The following is a 17,033-nucleotide window of genomic DNA, read 5'->3' as shown; positions in this document are numbered from 1 at the left end:
AACTTAAAAGCCCAACAATCATCGATGATTGTTGGGCTTTTATAAAACTATAAAAAATATTACTCCTCTTCGTCTGCAGTAGCGAGAACATCTGCCATTTCTAGATCTTCATCCATAGCGTGATTTGCCGGTACTGAATCTTTAAGAGCTACAAAAGCTTTTAAACGTTCCATATCTTCATCTTCACCCGTAAAATATGGAAATACATCCATAATAGGTGATTCTGTAATGGCAGGTATGGTATATTCTCCCATGGTATCCTTCATGGTACTCACGGTATTATCATATGCCTCTTTTACATCGTTTGCCTGTACTAATAGATACAGGTTGGTCTTACGTTCTTTACCACTTTCTTCATCAAACGCGATTAGGGACACACGTGATTTAAACCATCGATCAGTATTCTCAAACGGATGGATTTCGGCAAAATTTGCCACTTTTATATTAGTGATTTTAATCTCTTCACTTTCTGGCAAGTAAGCTGCCATTTCTTGAGTGATTCTACTTTCTGCCTCTGTATAAGAAATGGCATCTACTAGAAACGGTTCTGTTTTAATTTTTTGTGTGCCTGACGCTTCATCAAATTTTCTATATTTCACTTTACATTCGTACCAGGTTGCGCTCATCTTTTTTGTTTTTAGGGTGCCAAATATACCCTAGCACAACAACTCAAATCTTCAAAAAACCGAATAGATATTCACAATTTGAAGTGGTCGTTTTTAGGTGGTTTAATCCTAGTGGTTTAGGAGATTTATTTTTTTTTAAATAATGGATTGCAATAATCTCGCTTATGCGAAAAGAGAATCATAAAAAACATTGGAATTATGCATTTACTAAACTTTCTAGCGCATAAAACAATCGATTCTTAGCATTATCTTGAGAACCGAAGATAGAACGGTAAAGCTCACCTGTTGCGGTGATGAGTAACCATTGTGGTGTACCTTCTGCTTTAAACTGGTCATATACCTGATGATGCTGGTCGATGTAAATAGGAAATGGGATCTCACCACTGGTAAAAATAGCTTTAATATTCTCTTTTGTGCCTTCGCGATTTGTAAAGTCACTGTGTATAGCAGCTACTTCTATGTCTGGATATTGTAATTGGAATTCATAGGCGAGTGGTATGGCACGTCCAGTACAGCCTAGACAGTCATTATTATAAATAAGTAATAATTGCACCTTACCAGAGTGCTGTTGTATCAAGTCTACTTGATTTAAATCTAGATCTTTAACGTCTATGGATGTGATAGAAGAATACATCTTTTAATTTTAATGATGATGATAATAGGTTACTTTAAAAAGACGTTTGTGCTGCGTTAAGGATTGTAACGGCATCCTTTTGCGATGGAGCAAAAGATATAGTGAAAAGCCTGACCCAATAGGGAAACGTCCTAAAAACATTTATAGTTATAAATGATCAAGGATTATTTTTTAAAGATTTGCTTTATTGATTTAAGTAAACGAGTTTTGATATGGTCTAAAGACTTTGGATTCATGGCAGTGATGCTAGTAGTAGCTACGGGCGCATCTTTTGACGTTTTGTTGATATCATAAACTGCTGCCTCAATAACATAGGTCGTAACTTGATCGGTCTCATACTCTAGATCGTCATCATAACCTTCTATACTTAAGGCATGTAAATCGTTCATATAATTATGCAAGGATTTACTCATTACAGTATCTACAGTTTGGGACTTTTTTGAGGCAAAAAGTATTTTGTTGATTTGCTTTTCTTTACAATGTTTTAGAAAAGCGGCAATTTCTTCTTGTGTTCTCTCTTCTTTATAGGTCACGTCAGGAAAGGTATCATGCATTTTAAAGGTAGTAATATCTAGATCTGATAAAACCTGTGCTGTCTCATTTTCAAATTCTTTTTGTAAAACGATATCTGGTGTACTGGCATAGATTAGTACTTTATCTGTAGGTTGATTATTAAAATCGTCTGCTAACCATTTTGAAGTCGTCATTTTTGAAGAAGAACATGCTACACAAAGTATGATGATTCCTATAATAAAAGTAATTTTTTTCATGAAGCTTGGTTTTACCGCAAGTTAAATAAAATCATAATATCAATTGATCTATAGCTATTTCATTAAAAAGTATGTCGCATCTCACCGGTTGATGAGGCTCCTAGAAGTTGATTAAAGGTTTTAATGCTATTAAAATCTTGTTGTATGGCTTCTGATACAACAAGTCCAGAGATACCTGTATCTAGTAAGCTATTTACATCGGCCGTTGTGATGTCGCCATAAGCGAGTAGTGGTGTCTCTGTTTTTAATGTTTCTATGAGTACTGAATAAGCTGTGAGATCTAAAGCTTTTATAGAATCATTTGTTGAATTTTTAAATGGACCTAGTACAATATAATCTACATCGCTATTTTTTAAATCCTCGCAGTCTTGCAGATGATGTGCTGCGGCACCAATGGATTGCCAGCTATGCAATTGCTCGCGTACATGAGTAGGGCTGGAGTCACTAGGCAATAGATAGACACCATCTAACTTAAGTTCTACAGCAATTTTATAATGGGACCTGATGATTAATCTAGTTTGAAAATGAGAGGTGATTTTAAGAACCTCTGTGGCTAGTGTCATTCGTTCATTTTCTAAAATGTGTTCGAGATCCAGTTGTATTAGCTCAGCTCCTGAACTACAGGCTTTTTGAATGTTTTCTAGGTGAAGTGCGGCGGTTGCTGCTTGTGATATGTAATGAAGTTTAGGTATCATTTTTAGAATCTGAGTATAAGGAATATCATTATAATATTGATAAATATCGATTTAAAATCAATCCTCAAAAGTATATCAATAATATGGGATTATAGAAAGCGTTGACTAGAGATAATAGCTTCAAAAAATAGACAAAGAATCGATAAACCAGTACTATTATATTAATTAAAAGAAGATGGATTCATCGTTTGTAACTATCAGAAAATGGTGGGTAAAATCCTTAGTTTATACTATATAAAGTACGTCATCTGGCTTTTATGAAAATTTTAATTTAATCTTAAAACATTGATTATTAATTATTTGTGTTGTATTGTGATTATTAAAAAGGTACTATCATTTATGACCGTTATTGTGTGCAAAGTATACTATACATACTTTTGTCACTATACTTTTGATAGTATGATTTTAATCAATTAAAAAATAACAGATGAATTTAAAAGAAATATTAAACTGGAGATACACAACTAAGGAATACGATGTAACTAAGAAAATATCTGAATCAGATATGTCAGAGGTTAAAAACTTGCTAAGGATGAGTCCATCAAGCGTAAATCTTCAACCTTGGCATTTTATAATTGCTGAAACTGAAGAAGGAAAAACACGTATGGCAAAAGGAGCACAAGGTTTCTTTCATTTTAATGAGCCTAAAATCACTAATGCTTCAGCTGTAGTTTTATTTTGTGTTAAAACGGATGCAGATGACGAGTATTACCAACATATTGCAGACACTGAAGATAAAAATGGTAGGTTTCCAAATGAAGACATAAAAAACGGTTTTCTAGGAGCTGTTAAAGCTTTTGCAGGTATTCACAAGTATGATTTAAAAGATCAACAACACTGGATGGAAAAACAAGTTTACTTAAACATAGGAAGCTTTTTATTAGGTGTTGCTAGTTTAGGTATTGATGCTACTCCAATGGAAGGTATAGATGTAAAGGCATTAGATGAAGAATTCGGGTTAAGAGAGAAAGGTTTTACCGCTTTAGTAGCTGTTTCTATAGGATATAGAGCCGAATCTGATTTTAATACTACAGATAAAACACCAAAATCAAGATTACCTGAAAGTGAAATTTTTACGGTGCTTTAATTAGTGTTTAAATTTAAGCTTAATATGATGAGAAAGTATATTTTAATACTATTAGTATTTGTGATAACAGCATTTGCTGAAGCACAAACGCCAACAACAGACGATATTAAGTCTATAAACGAAGTAGTCACTGCAGATAATGTTGAATGGGGTTGGTTAAATCCGTTACGAGGCGATAAAAGTCCTGCAGCTGGAAAACTTTGGGGAGACAGGACCAAAAACGAACCAGCAGGTTTTCTAGTGAAATTCAATAAAGGATTTTCCTCGCCGCCACATATTCACAATATCACGTATCGTGGTGTAGTCATTAAAGGTTTATTGCATAATGATGATGAAAATGCCGAGAAACAATGGCTACCAGCAGGTTCTTACTGGCAACAACCGGCAGGAGAGGCGCATATTACAGCTGCTGATGGTGAAGATAATATGGCTTTTCTAGATATTCAAGAAGGACCATACTTAGTACAACCTACATCGGAAGCTTTCGATAATGGTGAAAGACCTATTAATGTCGATGAATCCAATCTAGTGTGGTTAAATGCCAACGATATCGAATGGGTTTCTGAAAAAAGTAATGTAGAAACCGCTTTTTTATGGGGAAGTCATGAAAAAAATCAATTACGAGCTACTTTAATAAAATTACCAGCTGGTTTTAAGGGAAAGATTAAAAATTTAAGTACAAATTTTAGAGCTGTGCTTATTTCTGGGGAAGTCACTCATCAATTTTCTAGAAAAGATGATGAAAATATATTGGAACCAGGTTCTTATTTTGGTGCAGAAGAAAAAGCTACACCTCTTATAAAAACTGATGTAGAAACGGTCATATACATCCGTAGTAATGGGGATTTTAAGGTGAAATAACCATAAGAATTGTTATGAAATGGAATGATGGGGATTACTATTAGGTATTTCCCCTTTTTTGTTTTAATTTTTAAAGAATGGCAAGAACTATTTTAGAAAATATCGTTATACAACAATATAAAGACCAAACTTTCTTTTCATTTTGTGAGTATACCAATATTCGTTTTTTTGAAATCTTATATTTTGAGAAGGGTAGTGGCAGTATAAAAATAAATGGAAAAACCATTAGTTATACTTCCGGTAGTGTCTTTGTATTTATCCCAGATGACACTTACATCGTAGAAGCTAAAACACCTTCAAGTACCATTGCTATTAAATTCTTAAAAAGTTTTTTTAGAAATACCAGTACGGTAAGCCAAGGACTTCCGGTAAACGATTGGTTTCGTAAAATCGAAGAAATCTTGAACAGTGAAAGCCATCAATTAAGAGAAATGCAGTTTGAAACGGCTTTGGATAGAGCGCATCTTATATCGCTTACAAATATGGTTGCTGCCGAGTATTTAAATAAAACATCCCACGATATTTTTATCATTCAAAATTCATTGTCCGTAATTCTGCATTTAATTGCACGTAATATTCAATATTTAAACGCTTCTGAAGTAAAGGAAGTTAAGTCCTCCAAAATCCAGCAAATCATTAATTACATTCATTCCAACATTTATAATACTGATTTGTTAACTACTAAACGTTTGGCCAATGAGTTTCATATGGCCGATAATTATATCAGTGAGTACTTCAAAAAACATACGGATGTGTCACTAAAAAAGTACATTATCAACTACAAATTAAAATTGGTAGAAACCCGATTAAAGTATACCGATGCACAAGATTCCGAAATTGCTGCAGAACTCGGTTTTACAGATTCTAGCCACTTAAACAAAATCTTTAAAACCTATCGTGGCATTAGTCTAAGTGCATTTAAGGCCAATCTGGTCTAAGTCTTTACCAGAAACCTTATTTTTTACTAATACCTCTGGTTTTTGTACCAAAGGCAAGCAGTTGTACGTGCTTAATTTTGTTACAGATAAAAACAATAGCAATAGCTATTCTTAAAATAGATATTATGAAAACAATGGAACATACAAATGCACTTGCAGAAGCTAGAGCTCTAGAAGTACCATCACGAGAATTATCATTACGACGCGACCCTTCTGTTTCTCAATTTTGGAATAATAACCGAAGATTACTTGAAGAAGCTTGGGCAGAGTGGGAAATAGAAAACAAAGACGATTTACTAGTTCCTGATGAAACACTACTTGATCCAAAATTGCGTAAAGCAATAAATGACGCTTGGGAAAACCCAGAAAAAGAAAATGCTGTAGCCGATTTATGGGAAGAAATTATTCCTGGTGTTTATGTTGCACAGTTTTTTGATGTGGAACGCTTAGCAGATTTCCGGACTTATTTAGAAGCTGTTGCAAACTCAAGAGTGCCAAAACGTGCACCTTACGGTATACAGTTAAACCGATATGGTTTGATGCTAGATCCACGTTCTGAAGGTCATTTAGCTGCACCAAGTTTCCAAGCCTTTTATAACGACATGATGGATCGTTTTATGCGTCCAATTGCACGTTTATTACTTGGTACTTATGGTTACGATAACCAAACTTTTGGTTTTTCAATTCAATATAATCCAGATAAGGACAAGGATTTACATGCACATACCGATGCTTCAGCAGCTACTTTAAATATTAATATTAATTTACCTGATGAAGTATTTACAGGATCTGAAGTTGATTTTTATGATAAAGCTTCAAGAAAAACAATACAAGCTATTTTTGAACCAGGTAAAGCTATCATCCATAGAGGTAATGTGCCACATGCAACGCACCCAATTACAAGCGGACAACGCAGTAATTTAGTGGTTTGGCTATATGGCGATAATATGGAAATACCACGTGGAAGCACAAGTAGTTATGGAAATACTAGCAGTAATTCTATCAAGGATGTTGCTTTAGAAAGCGTTACGGCTCGACAACGATGGAGTTTGCCAGATGGTCCTAAAGATACTGTTGCACCGTTTTAAAAATGAGAAAATAATTGAAATGTAAGTTCGAGTGATTGTTCTCAAAAAGATATTCTGAAGAAAAAGTATCGAGAATATCTCTCGAACTGACAATTCATTAAAAAATAAATAAATAAATGAAAACTATATTAATAACAGGAAGTACCGACGGCATAGGGAAACTTACAGCCTTAAAACTAGCCAAAGAAGGACACAAATTATTTCTTCATGGTAGGAGTGAAGACAAGTTAAATACAGTGATTAATGAAATACAAGAGGCTTCAAACAACGAAAACATCAAAGGTTTTGTAGCGGATTTTTCAGATCTAAATGCTGTAAAACAAATGGCAGAAAATATCAAAAATGAAGTTGAAAAATTAGATATAATTATCAATAACGCCGGAATATTTAAAACAGCTTCAGATAAAACCAAAGATGGTTTAGATATTAGAATGGCAGTAAATTACTTGGCACCTTATATATTGACAGAAAGCATTATTTCAGTATTAGAAAAAGGTTCAGAAACTAGAGTTATCAATTTAAGTTCTGCAGCACAATCTACAGTTAAAAAAGGTGTTCTTACAGGAGCTGTAGCTATTAACGCAAGCGATGCTTATGCACAAAGTAAATTAGCTTTAACGATGTGGAGTTTTCATTTTGCAAAACAGCATCCTAATATTACGACCATAGCCGTAAACCCAGGATCTTTATTAAATACAAAAATGGTCAAAGAAGCGTATGGACAACATTGGTCTCCAGCAGATAAAGGTGCTAATATATTGTTCAATTTAGCTTTATCAGAGGAATTTAAAAATGATTCTGGAAAATATTTTGACAATGATAAAGGAAGTTTTGCCATGGCTCATCCGGATTCTACTAATCAAGAGAAAATTAATATTTTATTGAATCTTACTAATGAAATAATTAGAGGCAATTAATGTAGTTTTTTAGATTGGTTACAACAATATTCAAAATACTTAATTATCAAACCTTAATTAATGATCAATTGATGTTCTTTAACAAACAAGTAAAAGAATTTTATTTTTTTTAAAATTAATGATCTTGTGACAATCCACGAGAATCGTCTAAAATTTTTTATCACGTACATTTTATCGAATACGCGATTTTTAATTAAAGTAGTAATGAATCCCAAGTTCCAAGTATTCTTATAAAAAGTATACTTCAGGTATACTTTTCATAATACTACATTATAGCTGTCAAATGGATAAAGTGCTCTTATGAACTAAACTATCCTTTTGTTCTATAATTTATATTATGTCAAATAGAATATTTGTGAATAATACTACTCTTTTAAAAGAGCTTTCAAATCTTTTATATGATTATGGATAATAAATTCAAACTGATATAGTATCATTCTATAATGGTAATTCTTTAATCTGCTCCATTACACCAGTATATCTGATATTAGAACGATGTGAACTGCTCACATTTATATTTGCCTTGCGGTTTGTAAATATTTCAATGGTAATGTCAAATGATTCTGCCTGATTGCTGATTTGATATTCAACTCGTACTAAGCCTTTTTTATAATCGATATATTGTGTATAGTTGGTCGGTATGCCATTAAATTCGATTCCAGTATCTTGATTTCCATAACCTGATGATATGCGTCGTTCTCCATAATATGATAATTCACCTTTTACAGATTTGTTTCCTAACTCGATATAATCATCTCGATCAGATAAATCAATACGGTTTGCACTATCGCCGTTAGGAATTAAAATACCGTTAAGAACATTAGTCACAGCATTAGTTGCTAGTGGATAAGCAGTATTCATCACAATTTGAAAATCGTCTTGTTTTACCTTAACCGCTATCTGTTCAAGCTGTTGGTTTTGTTGTGCAATCTCTGCACTATTAAGGTTTGACTTACAACCTATTAATGTTAATACTACAAGAATGGCTATTGTTATATGTTTCATTTAAAATTAGTTGATATAAAATAGTACGCTCTAAAAGGTAATTGCAACATGGACCTTATAATTACGCTTTCGCGAAAGCGTATATAAAATTTACCTTATAAAAATACAGCATCAGAATTAAATACAATCTTTTCTTTAAGGAAATTGCCTCATTGATTCAGAAAAAGACGACCAAATGAATAGCTATAATCCATATTAACCGATATTCAGGTGATTTAACGATTGTTAATGAACTTTTAATAACTCTATACATCTCTTACTATTAAAGGGTTTACCGACAACTTATTTTTGCAAGTTGAATAATAGATGACTATTTTTTATGAAAAAAAACTTACTCACTAGCTGGACCAAAAGAAAATTGCTGTTCATTGCACTTTTAGGTCTACCTTTTTTAAGCATACAGGCACAATGCCCAACAGTACCGATTTCACCTCAAGTGATTTGTGATGCTTCTCAACTTACCTTTAATGATTTAGATGCATTTGTAACATCAGGACCAAATGCTGTACGTTGGTTCTTAAATCCTACTGGTGGTAGTGCAATACCACAAACACAACTAGTTCGACAAGGAACATACTATGCTGGTGATACTACAGGTGCTTGTGGTACTAGATCACCATTAGTCATTGATTTTACTGTAGATCCTAGTGGACAAAGTCTAGATGCTATTTTTTGTTCTAATGAAACGCCTACCGTACAAAGTTACATAGACACTGCTCTTGCGGTTAATATACCTGCTGGTGGTAGCGTTGAAGTTTATTCAGACTTTGCATTGACAATGATGGTTAGTCCATCGAGCGCTTTATCTGGAAATGCAAACTATTTTATAGTTTTTGTAGATGCTACAGGTTGTAAAGGACAGATAGAATCTGGTAGTACTGCTGTATTTCCTTCCCCTAATGCTCCTACTCCACCTTTAACTCAAGAATTTTGTAGTGATACCAATCCTACTGTTGCCGATTTGAATCCTGGAACTACAGATAATTTTAATTGGTATAGTGATGTTGATATAGCAAATAATCCTATTCCGCCAGCATTACAGCTTACGACTCCATTAATAGATGGTGAAACATATTACATACAAGCAGATAATTTCTTTTGTGAAAGTGATGTCGTTGCGGTAACGGTTCAAATTGATGACCCTGCAAATCCTGGTATAGGAGACACGATAGAGTATTGTGTTGATAGTTTACCAGCTTCAGATTTTGATTTATTTCCTCTATTAACGGGTATGCCAGATACATCAGGTACGTGGTCTGGTCCTACTACTATAACAAATGGTAATCAAGGAACAACTAATATTAGTACTCTAATTGCGGGAACATATAATTATGTCTATACTGTTCCTGGACCAGGTGCATGTCCAGATGAAAACACAACGATAGTCATTGTTATTAATGATGTTTTATCATCAGGAATAGCATCTGCAATCGTTCCTCTTAATTTTTGTGAGTCACAAGCTCCTACTGCTTATGATTTATTTTTATTATTAGACAATGAAGATGCTGGTGGTACATGGACACAAGGTTCTACAAGCGCTTCGCCAGTTATCAATTCACCATTTGATTTTACTGGATTAATGCCTGGTACGTATGCTTTTACTTATAGTCAAAACCTAAGCCCTAATCCATGTCCAGAAGAATCTACAACGGTTCAAGTTACGGTTCTTCAAGATCCTAATGCAGGAACCGCAATCGCAACTGAGTTTTGTGAGAATGATTTAGTAACTAATTCACCATATGATTTATTTAGTTCATTAGATGGAACACAAGACAATAACCTAGGAACATGGATGGATGCTTCAAACTCTGTAGTAGCCAACCCTATTGACATAACTGGTTTAACTGTTGCAGGAAGTCCTTATAATTATACTTATACGATTGATAACGGTTCTTGTACAGATACAGAATCGATTGTTATTACTATTTTACCAGCACCAGAGTCTGGTAATTATATAGGAACACCATTTGAGATTTGTGAAGATCAAGTAGCAGCTAACTCTCCATATGATTTATTCAATTTACTAGATGGAACTCAAGATACAAACGGTACATGGTATGCTGGGAATTCTTCAACAGGAACAGCAGTAACAAATCCTATTGACTTAACAACACTAGGAAACGGAACCTTTAATTTCACTTATAATGTTCCAGCCATAGGAACTTGTACTGATGTTGATGTAACGGTAACGGTTATTATTAATCCACTACCAGATACAGGAGTTCCTACTCCACTTTCAGTATGTATCAATGATCTAGCAGCTAATTCTCCTGTTGATTTATTTAATCAATTAACAGGTCAGGACGCAGGAGGAACATGGTCTGATGATAATGCAACTGGTGCCTTAACAGGTAGTACTGTCGATATCACTGGATTTGCTGTAGGTACTTATAACTTTTCTTATTCTATAACAGATGTTAATGGATGTATGAATAGCTCAACAGTTGCTATAACTATAGAGCCAGCACCAGAATCGGGTAATTATGTAGGAACGCCATTTGAGATTTGTGAAGATCAAGTAGCGGCTAACTCGCCATATGATTTATTCAATTTACTAGATGGATCTCAAGATACAAACGGTACATGGTATGCTGGAAACTCTTCAACAGGAACAGCAGTAACAAATCCTATTGACTTAACAACACTAGGAAACGGAACCTTTAATTTCACTTATAATGTTCCAGCCATAGGAACTTGTACTGATGTTGATGTAACCGTAACGGTTATTATTAATCCACTACCAGATACAGGAGTTCCTACTCCACTTTCAGTATGTATCAATGATCTAGCAGCTAATTCTCCTGTTGATTTATTTAATCAATTAACAGGTCAGGACGCAGGAGGAACATGGTCTGATGATAATGCAACTGGTGCCTTAACAGGTAGTACTGTCGATATCACTGGATTTGCTGTAGGTACTTATAACTTTTCTTATTCTATAACAGATGTTAATGGATGTATGAATAGCTCAACAGTTGCTATAACTATAGAGCCAGCACCAGAATCGGGTAATTATGTAGGAACGCCATTTGAGATTTGTGAAGATCAAGTAGCGGCTAACTCGCCATATGATTTATTCAATTTACTAGATGGATCTCAAGATACAAACGGTACATGGTATGCTGGAAACTCTTCAACAGGAACAGCAGTAACAAATCCTATTGACTTAACAACACTAGGAAACGGAACCTTTAATTTCACTTATAATGTTCCAGCCATAGGAACTTGTACTGATGTTGATGTAACGGTAACGGTTGTAATTTATGAGTTGGCAAACTCAGGCACAGTGACACCTTTTCTTGTTTGTGAAACCGATTTGGCAGCAAACTCTCCTTTAGACTTATTTGGTCAGTTGACAGGTGAAGATATAGGTGGTAATTGGAATGATGATAACGCTACTGGTGCTTTAACTGCTGCAAATGTAGATTTAACCTTACTTGCAATAGGAACTTATAATTTTAGCTATACAGTAGTTAATGGTAATTGTACCTCTACATCAATAGTTCCTGTGACTGTAGAGATAGCTCCTGAAGCTGGAACAGCAACTAATTTTGATATTTGCATTAGTGACATAACTACAGGACAAACGTTAGACTTGTTTAATCAACTAACTGGTAATGATGCTGGTGGAGCATGGAATGACGATGATACTACTGGAGTTTTATCAGGTTCAAATGTGGACCTGACACTTTTGTCAACTGGATCTTATGATTTTACATATACTGTTCCAGCCTTAGGAACTTGTGCAAGTGATTCTGTTACTGTTACTATAACTTTAAATGACATAGCAGCACCTAGTGCTTCTATGAATCAAGATTTTTGCGACAATGCTACAGTAGCAGATTTAGTCGCGACTGGAAATAATATTCAATGGTATGAAGATGCGGCACTAACGATGTTATCAAATTCTACGGATGCACTTATTGATGGAGAAGACTATTATGCGACTCAAATAGATGGACTTACAAATTGTGAATCCTCGGTTGCGGTAGCTGTAGTTGTTACTATTTCTAATACACCTAATACTGGAATTGTTGTACCATTAACCGTATGTAGTGATGTGACAGCAGTAGATTTATTCTCAGCGTTGGATGGTTCACAAGATAATGGTGGAATTTGGTTAGATACAGATGGAACTGGTGCTTTAACTGGTAATTTGTTTAATGCTTCTATGGTTGTTGATGGAAGTTATGATTTTGAATATGCAATTACTGGAAATGCTCCGTGTGCAGATAGTTCTACTGTCGTAACTATTGTTGTACAATCACCAGTAACAGCAGGTAGTAGTACATCTATAGATTTGTGTAATGATAATGGAATGATTGACTTATTTACTTTACTTGGAAGTGCTGATATAGGAGGTACTTGGACTCCTATGTTAAATAGTACTACAGGTGTTTTTGATCCTTTAGTAGATAGCGCAGGTTCTTATCAATATACAGTGATGAATGATTGCAATACAGATACAGCTACAATTACTGTTAATCTGACTACAGCGCCTAACGCTGGTTTAGATAGTACATTAGATATCTGTGTGATTGATGCGCCCATTGATTTATTAACGCAATTAGGTGGTACTCCTGATTCAACCGGAACATGGTTGCCTATGTTAAACGGTGGTGGAAATATTTTTGATCCGTCCGTAGATACCGCAGGTGTATATGTTTACACTGTTGCCGCTACAACACCATGTAGTGCTGATGCTACATCGCAAATCGTAATACAAGTCGATGATAGTGCTGCTCCAACGGTTGTAAATGCTACCCTTGAATTTTGTGCCACTGATGATGCCATGGTAATGGATTTAGATGCTGCTGTGAATGGTACAATGATTACTTGGTATAATTCTATCGATAGTACAACTCCATTGGCAGATGCAGACTTGCTAATAGATGGAACTACATATTATGCAACTCAGACGAATGCTACAGGATGTGAATCTAGTGTAAGAGCTCAAGTTTCAGTAGTAGTTGGTGATGCACCTACTCCTACTCTATCTATAGATGGAAACTTATTCTGTATCAATGATAGTCCAACCTTAGAAAACTTGATTGTCAACATTAACGAATACGATATGATTAGCTCTAATGTGGTCTGGTATGATGCTGTTGATAGTTCTACGGCACTTTCTTTATCAACGATTTTAGTTAATGGAACTACGTATTATGCTGCTCTTATTGATTCTGTTACCGGATGTGAGAGTAATGTAAGATTAGCCGTGACAACAGATTTAACGGCATGTGGTAAAGTAATAGTCCCTGATGGTTTTTCACCTAATAATGATGGTGTAAACGACACTTTTGATGTCGAAAACTTAGGCTTTTTATATCCAAACTTTAAAATGGAAATCTATAACAGATATGGAAATCTAGTTTATGAAGGAACTAACAGCACTCCAAGATTTAATGGTTTTGCTAATCAAAAAGCCCTTTTAAGTGATGGTGAACTGCCTGTAGGAGTATATTTCTACATTTTAAATTTTAATGACGGAAGCACAAAGCCTGAACAAGGAAGACTTTACCTAAGCCGATAGTGGTTAGAAAGAAAACAAACATGAAAAACATTTATACAATATATATATTCCTAGCAGTAGCATTATGTACTGCGTGGAATAGTACTGCACAACAAGATCCACAGTTCACGCAGTATATGTACAACCAAAACATCATCAATCCAGCTTATGCTACTGGTAATAAGTCCGAATTAAACATAGGAGCTTTATACCGTACTCAATGGGTAGGATTAGAAGGTGCTCCTAAAACAGCCTCCTTATTTGTACATTATCCAGTAAGTGAGCGCATTGAATTAGGCCTTTCATTTACAAATGATGATATCGGTAATGTTGTTACTGAAAATAACATTTATGCTGATTTTGCGTACATTTTACCAGTTTCAGAAGAGGCAAAATTATCTTTAGGGATAAAAGCTGGTGTTACATTATTTGATGCCAACTTTAATGGATTTAATTTACAGTCTGGTGGTGTAGATACAGACGTAGCATTCAATGAAAACGTAACTCAAACCTTTCCTAATGTAGGTCTAGGTGCCTTTTACTTTACTGATAAATATTACGTCGGTCTATCTGCTCCTAATTTATTGACAACAACCCATCTAGAGAATGAAAATGGAATCCAATCCACAGGTGTTCAAGACATTCATTTCTTTTTAACTGGTGGTTATGTCTTTGACATTAATAATGATTTGAAGTTTAAACCGGCATTTATGGTAAAAGGTGTTAAAGGGTCTCCTCTTAGTTTAGACCTGACAGCAAATGTTTTATTTAATGAGAAATTTGAAGCTGGTCTAGCATATCGTTTTGGAGATGCTTTAAGCGGATTAGTCAATTATAGAGTAGCACCTAATTTGAGAATTGGATATGCTTATGATTATACGGTTAATAATTTAGGTAACTACAACACAGGTTCGCATGAAATCATGTTACTCTTCAATGTAAAATCAAAATTCTGGAAAAGTGGTTATGACCGCTCACCTAGATTCTTTTAAAAAATATTATATCTACTATTATGAGATTAATCATAACCTCTATACTGATTATTTTATGCTCCACTAGCCTTGTTGGAGCACAAAATTTGAGCTTAAAAAAGACCAATAGGCTTTTCAAAAATCAAGCTTATAAAGAAGCAATTGAAAACTATAAGAACCTCAAACAAACGGAAGAAGTTCTTAAGAAATTAGGTGATTGTTATTACTACACTGGTGATATGGCACAGGCTGCTTTCACCTACTCTTCTATTGAAGATAATAATGGACAAATAACAGATTATAATAGGATCTATCGATATGCTCAATCTCTTCTAGCTCTTAAAGATTATGATAAAGCAGATAGTTATTTACTCTATTATCAAGGTAAAGATTGGGATACAAAAGAGTTTTTAAAAGAATTAGAGAAAAGTACACCACATAATTTTACTGTAGCTACTATACGTAATGAAGGATCTAACAGCGATTTTGGAATGAGTTTCTTAAACGATACTGAAGTGGTTTTTGCCTCTTCCCGCAATATGGAAAGACCTGTATATGCATGGAATGGATTACCATATCTGGATTTGTATAAGGCAACTCTAGAACGAGATGGAGCTCTTAAATCCATTGTGCCATTCTCTGATATTAATACAGACTTACATGAGAGCAATGCCGTTTTTACTGAAAACGGTACTGTAATGTACTTTAATAGAAATAATGAGAAACGTGTTAAAATTAATGACATACCAGTTTCTAATATGAAAATCTATAAGGCAGAATTAGTAGATGGTATATGGACCAATGTACAAGCTCTTTCCTTTAATAATGATATGTATAGTGTTCAACATCCTGCAATTAGTAAAGACGGTTCTACTTTATATTTTTCAAGTGATATGCCTGGTGGATATGGAGAATTTGACTTATACAAAGTTAGCGTCAATAGTGATGGAACATACGGTGAACCAGTAAACTTAGGAAAGGAAATTAATACACAACATCTTGATCAATTTCCTTATATCAGTGATATTAATACCTTATATTTTTCTACTAATGGTAAACAAGGTGTTGGTGGATTAGATATACATAGAAGTGATATGGTAAACGGTGAATTTACCACACCTATCAATTTGGGAACTACTATTAATAGTTCGAGAGATGATTTTGCATTTATCATAAATGAAAACCTTAATAAAGCATATTTCTCGTCTAACAGAACTGGTATTGATAAACTATACAGAACAACGAGAGAAGAAAATGTTCTTACTAAATATGCGGTAAAAGGTATCGTTAAAGACAGTATTTCTAATAAATTATTGCCAGGATCACTAGTATCATTGCTTGACGAACGCGAAATTCTAATCGATGATATGATTGTAGGTGATGACGCTACATACTTCTTTAAATTAGAACCTAATAAAAAATATACCTTAAGAGGTACGCGTAAATTATACATTCCTCAAGATGTTCAATTTTCAACAGACAGAAATGGCCGCATAAGTCATGATATTTACTTAACCTTATTATCCTATCAAGATGCTGAAGCTACAATTAAACCAGATCGTAAAGGTGATGTGCAGGTAGAACTAGATCAGATATTCTTTGATTTTGATGAGGCTATTATCAAGCCTGAAGCGGCACATACTCTTGATGAGTTAGTAGATATCATGAAGAAATATCCAGCGATGTATATTGAAGTATCTGCGCACACCGATGTACGTGGACCTAGTGCATACAATCTTGAATTATCTAAGAAACGTGCTGCGTCAACGCTTGAATACTTGGTAAGCAAAGGTGTAGAAAGACGTAGACTTAGAAGTATAGGTTATGGAGAAATGCAACCACTTAATAATTGCATCCAAGAAGGTATTTGTACTGATAAAGAATATGAGATCAATAGACGATGTGAGTTTAAAATTGTTCAGTAATCAT

13 protein-coding genes are annotated in these 17,033 nt (G+C 34.4%); 8 read left to right on the top strand and 5 right to left on the bottom strand.

Annotated elements, in window-relative coordinates:
- Positions 1-59: 59 nt before the first annotated feature.
- The 4 genes from ACJJVI_RS10485 to ACJJVI_RS10470 form a co-directional block, all read right to left on the bottom strand.
- Complete coding sequence (locus ACJJVI_RS10485; protein ID WP_036579147.1) at positions 60-626, bottom strand: DUF4494 domain-containing protein; 567 nt, start codon at positions 624-626, stop codon at positions 60-62.
- Between the two features lie 196 nt (positions 627-822).
- Positions 823-1,260, bottom strand: a complete 438-nt coding sequence (locus ACJJVI_RS10480; RefSeq protein ID WP_405351838.1) for a TlpA family protein disulfide reductase — start codon at positions 1,258-1,260, stop codon at positions 823-825.
- Between the two features lie 164 nt (positions 1,261-1,424).
- Positions 1,425-2,030 (bottom strand): hypothetical protein, encoded by a 606-nt coding sequence (locus tag ACJJVI_RS10475; RefSeq protein ID WP_405351836.1) that lies wholly within the window; start codon positions 2,028-2,030, stop codon positions 1,425-1,427.
- Between the two features lie 62 nt (positions 2,031-2,092).
- Positions 2,093-2,725 (bottom strand): thiamine phosphate synthase, encoded by a 633-nt coding sequence (locus ACJJVI_RS10470; RefSeq protein ID WP_405351834.1) that lies wholly within the window; start codon positions 2,723-2,725, stop codon positions 2,093-2,095.
- Positions 2,726-3,152: 427 nt separating this feature from the next.
- On the opposite strand from ACJJVI_RS10470, the gene nfsB reads away from it, so the two are divergent.
- The 5 genes from nfsB to ACJJVI_RS10445 all read left to right on the top strand — a co-directional run bounded on the left by nfsB (position 3,153) and on the right by ACJJVI_RS10445 (position 7,616).
- A complete protein-coding gene (nfsB, locus tag ACJJVI_RS10465) occupies positions 3,153-3,812 on the top strand; it encodes an oxygen-insensitive NAD(P)H nitroreductase (RefSeq protein ID WP_397299699.1) in 660 nt (219 codons plus the stop codon).
- A gap of 27 nt (positions 3,813-3,839) precedes the next feature.
- Complete coding sequence (locus ACJJVI_RS10460; protein ID WP_405351831.1) at positions 3,840-4,673, top strand: DUF4437 domain-containing protein; 834 nt, start codon at positions 3,840-3,842, stop codon at positions 4,671-4,673.
- 77 nt (positions 4,674-4,750) lie between these two features.
- On the top strand, positions 4,751-5,611 hold the full coding sequence (locus tag ACJJVI_RS10455) for an AraC family transcriptional regulator (protein WP_405351829.1): 861 nt from the start codon (positions 4,751-4,753) through the stop codon (positions 5,609-5,611).
- A 125-nt stretch (positions 5,612-5,736) separates the two neighbouring features.
- Positions 5,737-6,699 (top strand): 2OG-Fe(II) oxygenase, encoded by a 963-nt coding sequence (locus ACJJVI_RS10450; RefSeq protein ID WP_405351827.1) that lies wholly within the window; start codon positions 5,737-5,739, stop codon positions 6,697-6,699.
- Positions 6,700-6,815: 116 nt separating this feature from the next.
- Positions 6,816-7,616: an SDR family NAD(P)-dependent oxidoreductase gene (locus ACJJVI_RS10445; protein ID WP_405351825.1), complete on the top strand. Its 801-nt coding sequence runs from the start codon at positions 6,816-6,818 to the stop codon at positions 7,614-7,616.
- Positions 7,617-8,054: 438 nt separating this feature from the next.
- Here the strand turns inward: ACJJVI_RS10445 and ACJJVI_RS10440 are convergent, their stop codons facing one another.
- Complete coding sequence (locus ACJJVI_RS10440) at positions 8,055-8,621, bottom strand: DUF4251 domain-containing protein (RefSeq protein WP_405351823.1); 567 nt, start codon at positions 8,619-8,621, stop codon at positions 8,055-8,057.
- A gap of 319 nt (positions 8,622-8,940) precedes the next feature.
- Between ACJJVI_RS10440 and ACJJVI_RS10435 the strand changes: the two genes are divergently transcribed.
- The 3 genes from ACJJVI_RS10435 to ACJJVI_RS10425 are packed head-to-tail and all read left to right on the top strand — an operon-like array spanning position 8,941 to position 17,029.
- Positions 8,941-14,154 (top strand): gliding motility-associated C-terminal domain-containing protein, encoded by a 5,214-nt coding sequence (locus ACJJVI_RS10435; protein WP_405351821.1) that lies wholly within the window; start codon positions 8,941-8,943, stop codon positions 14,152-14,154.
- A gap of 20 nt (positions 14,155-14,174) precedes the next feature.
- Entirely contained in the window at positions 14,175-15,125 is a 951-nt protein-coding gene (locus tag ACJJVI_RS10430; protein ID WP_042271977.1) for a type IX secretion system membrane protein PorP/SprF, read from the top strand.
- Between the two features lie 20 nt (positions 15,126-15,145).
- Positions 15,146-17,029: an OmpA family protein gene (locus ACJJVI_RS10425; protein ID WP_405351819.1), complete on the top strand. Its 1,884-nt coding sequence runs from the start codon at positions 15,146-15,148 to the stop codon at positions 17,027-17,029.
- The last annotated feature ends 4 nt before the right edge of the window (positions 17,030-17,033 follow it).

This window comes from Nonlabens sp. Asnod3-H03 (genome assembly GCF_045063665.1).
Classification (GTDB): domain Bacteria; phylum Bacteroidota; class Bacteroidia; order Flavobacteriales; family Flavobacteriaceae; genus Nonlabens; species Nonlabens ulvanivorans.
This window is presented reverse-complemented; position numbering and strand designations above follow the sequence as displayed.